At 72.7% G+C, this 4,861-nt stretch carries 3 protein-coding genes; all 3 read left to right on the forward strand.

What is annotated here, in order from left to right; translation table 11 throughout:
- The coding region (locus AB0C29_RS33845) for a carbohydrate-binding protein (protein ID WP_360828975.1) at nt 1-848 on the forward strand (848 nt) is incomplete at its 5' end.
- A 33-nt stretch (nt 849-881) separates the two neighbouring features.
- Nucleotides 882-3,239 (forward strand): M4 family metallopeptidase, encoded by a 2,358-nt coding sequence (locus AB0C29_RS33850; RefSeq protein WP_360828978.1) that lies wholly within the window; start codon nt 882-884, stop codon nt 3,237-3,239.
- Between the two features lie 72 nt (nt 3,240-3,311).
- On the forward strand, nt 3,312-4,861 hold a 1,550-nt coding region (locus AB0C29_RS33855), incomplete at its 3' end, for a M20/M25/M40 family metallo-hydrolase (protein WP_360828981.1).

Raw genomic sequence — 4,861 nt, forward strand, 5'->3', positions numbered from 1 at the left:
GGCCCGACGGCGTCGACGTCGCACGCACCTTCGCCGCGCGTACCGGTGCCGACCCCACCGCAGTCCGGGTGCAGGCCAGCGCCGAGAACCCGCGCCCGTACCAGGACGTGATCGGGGGCAACGCGTACTACATCGGCAGCGGCAGCCGCTGCTCCGTCGGCTTCTCGGTCACCGGCGGCTTCGTCACCGCCGGGCACTGCGGCCAACCCGGCGCCCGGACCAGCCAGCCGGCCGGCGCCTTCCAAGGCTCGACCTTCCCGGGCCGCGACTACGCCTGGGTACGGGTGGACGCAGGCAACACACCGCGCCCCCTGGTGAACAACTACAGCGGCGGCACGGTGGCGGTGGCCGGCTCCGCCGAGGCGGCTGTGGGCGCCGCCGTGTGCCGATCCGGCTCCACGACCGGCTGGCACTGCGGCACGATCCAGCAGAAGAACGCGTCGGTCACCTACGCCGAGGGCACGGTCTCCGGGCTGACCCGTACCAACGCCTGTGCGGAGCCCGGCGACTCGGGCGGCTCGTGGCTGGCCGGCAGCCAGGCGCAGGGTGTCACCTCCGGTGGGTCCGGCAACTGCACCTCCGGCGGCGTCATGTACTTCCAGCCGGTCAACCCGATCCTGGCCGCGTACGGCCTGACGCTGGTGACCTCCGGCAGCCCGGGCCCGCAGCCGACAGCCACCACTACAGCCCCGCCCGGACCGGGCGGCACCACGTGGCAGGCGGGCACCGGCTACGCGGCCGGGGCGCAGGTCTCGTACGCCGGCGTGAGCTACCGGTGCCTGCAGGCGCACACCGCGATGACCGGGTGGGAACCGCCCAACGTCCCCGCGTTGTGGCAGCGCGTCTGATCCTCCTGAAACACAACCCCCTGAGGAGATTCGGTGAGAAGGAAATCCGTACTGACGGGGCTGGTGGTCATCACCACCGGCGCCGCCATGATCGCGTCCGGCCTCCACACGAGCGCCGACGCCGCCGACCGACCGCGGACGCCGACCCCGGCGACCACCGCGGCCGGTGCCCCTTCGACCACCGCCCTGGCCGCCGCCGACCGGGCCGCCGCGAACGGCTTCGACGACCTCGCCAAGGGCCCGAACGACGCGTTCCTGCGGCGTAGCGCGGTCAGCGGCCTGCGTGGCCTGCAGTACATCACCTACGACCGCACCTACCGCGGTGTGCCGGTCGTCGGTGGCGACGCGACCGTCGTGGTCGACTCGTCCGGCCGGGTACGCGACACCCTGGCCGCCGCGCACGGCCGCGTCAGCCTGACGTCGCTGCGGCCAAAACTGTCCGCGGTCAAGGCCGGCGCCACCGCCCGGGCCCAGCTCGACTCGGTGTCCAGCGCCTCGGCCCCGCAGCTCGTGGTGTACGCGCTGAGCGCCCGGCCGCGGCTGGCGTACGAGAGCCAGCTCCTGGGCACCCGCGACGGCGCGCCGAGCAGCCTGCACGTGTGGGTCGACGCGCTGTCCGGCAAGGTGCTGTCCACCAAGGACGACGTGGTGTCCGAGGCCGCCCGGGGCTATCTCAACGGATCCGTCCAGATCGACACCAACGGGGGCCTGCTCCAGGATCCTCAGCGCGCGGGCCTGTCCTGCGCCAACAACAGCACCAAGCAGACCTACCGCAACGGCGGCACCGGCACCGGGACAGACCTGCAGACGGCCTGCGTCGATGCGTACTACGCCGTCCAGCAGGAATGGACCATGCTGCAGTCGTGGCTGGGCCGGCGCGGCATCGACGGCAACGGCCGCGGCTTCCCGCTGTACGTGGGCCTGAACGACGTGAACGCGTACTGGGACGGCCGGTCCGGCACCTTCGGCCACAACCGGGCCAACTCCGCCCAGGCCGTCAGCATGGACGTGGTCGGCCACGAGATGGGCCACGCGATCGACCAGTTCACCGGGGCGGGCACCGCGAGCGAGGCCGGACTCGGCGAGGCCACCGGTGACATCTTCGGTGCCCTGACCGAGGCCTACGCCAGCAACGCCGGCGACCCGGCGGACTACACCGTCGGCGAGAAGATCAACCTCGTCGGCAACGGTCCCATCCGGTACATGTACAACCCGGCGACCAACGGCGACCCGAGCTGCTACTCGTCGGCCATCCCGGGCACCGAGGTGCACGCGGCGGCCGGGCCCACCAACCACTGGTTCTACCTGCTGGCCGAGGGCAGCCGGCCGGCCAACGGCAACCCGGCCAGCCCGACCTGTGACGGCAGCACCGTCCAGGGCATCGGGATCCAGAAGGCCGGCCAGATCTTCATGGCCGCGATGAGCATGAAGACCTCCGGCTGGAACGCCCCGAAGTACCGCGGCGCGAGCGTCCGGTCCGCCGTCAACCTGTTCGGCGCCAACTCCCAGGAGTGCGTCAGCACCAAGGCGGCGTGGAGCGCGGTCAGCATCGGCACCCAGTCCGGCGAGCCGGCCTGCGGCACCCCGGGCCCGTCGAACGACTTCTCGCTGTCCGTGAGCCCGTCGTCGGGCAGCCTGCGACAGGGAGCCACGGTGACCACCACCGTGGCGACCCAGGTCAGCAGCGGCAACGCCCAGCCCGTCACGCTCAGCGCGGCCGGCCTGCCGTCCGGGGTCACCGCGACCTTCAGCCCGGCGACCGTCACGGCCGGCCAGCCGTCGACGCTGACCCTGCGGGCCACCGCAACCGCTGCCGTCGGCAGCAAGGCCGTCACGGTCACCGGATCGGCCGCCTCCGGTAACCACACCGCGACCTACACGCTCACCGTCACGACCGGCCAGCCGCCCACCGGCGACGACTTCTCGGTGTCGGTGTCCCCGCAGGCCGGCACGGTGGCGCCCGGAAACTCGGTGACGGCCGCGGTCGCCACCGCCACCACCTCCGGCAACGCCCAACCGGTGAACCTCGCAGTGACCGGTGCGCCCACCGGCGTCACCGCATCGGTGGGTCCCGCATCGGTCACCTCCGGCGGCTCCGCCACCCTGACCGTCTCGGTCTCCTCGACCGCCACCGCGGGCACCTACCCGCTGACGGTCACCGGGACCGGCCCGGGCGGCACGCACACGGCGGCGTACACCCTCACCGTCTCCGGCGGCACTCCGCCGCAGGGATGCGGTGGCGCGGCGGCCTGGAATGCCGGCCAGGGATACCTGCCCGGGGACAAGGTCTCCCACAACGGTCACCTGTGGAACTCCACGTGGTACTCCACCGGCGCCGAGCCCGGCGCGCCCGGCTCGTGGGCGGTCTGGAGTGACGCCGGCGCCTGCTGATTGATGTGTACGACGGAGCGGGCTCCGAGCCACCTCGGGCCCGCTCCGCCCGTCATCGCCTGAGGAGGCAATGTGCGACACCGAAGGTCCCTCACCGCGGTCGTGGCCGCGGTGGCTCTCGCCGTACCCGTCATCGTGGCCACCTCCGCGTCGGCCACCACCGTCCGGACCACCCGTGCGGCCGGGCCGGCCGCCCCGGCCGCCGGCCTCGCCGCGCCCGAGATCACCGTCACCGACGTCAAAGCCCACCTGTCACAGTTCCAGTCCATCGCGGCCGGCAACGGCGGCAACCGGTACGCGGGCAGCAGCGGCTACACCGCCTCGGTGAGCTACGTCGAGCAGAAGCTGCGCGCGGCCGGCTACGCCGTGACCCGTCAGCCGTGCACCAGTTGCACGGCCCAGTCGGCGAACCTGATCGCCGAGTGGCCCGGCGGCGATGCCCAGCAGGTCCTCATGCTCGGCGCCCACCTCGACAGCGTCCGGGCCGGGCCGGGCAGCAACGACAACGGCTCCGGCTCGGCCGGTGTGCTGCAGGTGGCGCTCGCCCTCGCGCAGCACAACCCCACCATGACACGGCGGGTCCGCTTCGCCTGGTGGGCCGACGAGGAGCAGGGCCTGCGCGGCTCGAACTACTACATCAGCCGGCTCTCGACCGCCGAGCGCACGAGCATCAAGGGCTACCTGAACTTCGACATGATCGCCTCGCGGAACGCCGGCTACTTCATCAACAACATCAGCACGCCGCTGGCCGCGTCACTGAAGAGCTACTACGACCGGATCGGGGTGGCCACCGAGGAGAACGTCGAGGGGGTCAACCGCTCCGACGACGCGTCGTTCCGCAACGCCGGTATCGCCAGCAGCGGGGTGGCCGCGGGCGCCAGCGCCCGTAAGACGGCCGCCCAGGCGCAGAAGTGGGGCGGCAGCGCCAATGCGGCGTACGACCCGTGCTATCACAGCGCGTGCGACACCACCGCCAACATCGCCGACGTGCCGCTCGGCCGTGCGGTGAACGCCATGGCCACCGCTGTGTGGAGTCACGCGGTCGGCGACAGCACGCCGCCGCCCACCGAGGACAGCTTCTCGCTGTCGGTGTCGCCCTTCTCGGCGGTGGTCGCGCCGGGCGGCTCGGCCACGGTGGCGGTGTCGACCGTGACGACCTCGGGCACTGCCCAGCCGGTGCGGTTGGCGGTTTCCGGTGCGCCGGCCGGGGTGAGCGCGGCGGTCAGTCCGTCATCGGTGACCTCCGGCGGCTCGGCGACGCTGTCCGTATCGGTGTCCGCCTCGGTGGCGGCCGGGACCTATCCGCTGACCGTCACCGGCACCGGCGCCTCGGCCACCCGGACCGCCAGGGTCACCCTGACCGTATCGACCGGCCCTCCGGCCGGGTGCGGAGGAGTGAGCGCCTGGACCGCGTCGCAGGCGTACGCACCCGGCGACAAGGTCTCGCACCTCGGCCGCCTGTGGAACTCGACGTGGTACTCCACCGGCGCCGAACCGGGCGTCCCGGGTTCCTGGGCGGTCTGGAGCGACGCCGCGGGACCGACGGTCACGGTCACCACGGGCGCCGCGCTGGCGCAGTACGCCGGCACGAACAGCCCTTACACGATCCTGGTCAGCGGCCG

The organism is Actinoplanes sp. NPDC048791, assembly GCF_040650095.1.
Taxonomy (GTDB): Bacteria; Actinomycetota; Actinomycetes; order Mycobacteriales; family Micromonosporaceae; genus Actinoplanes.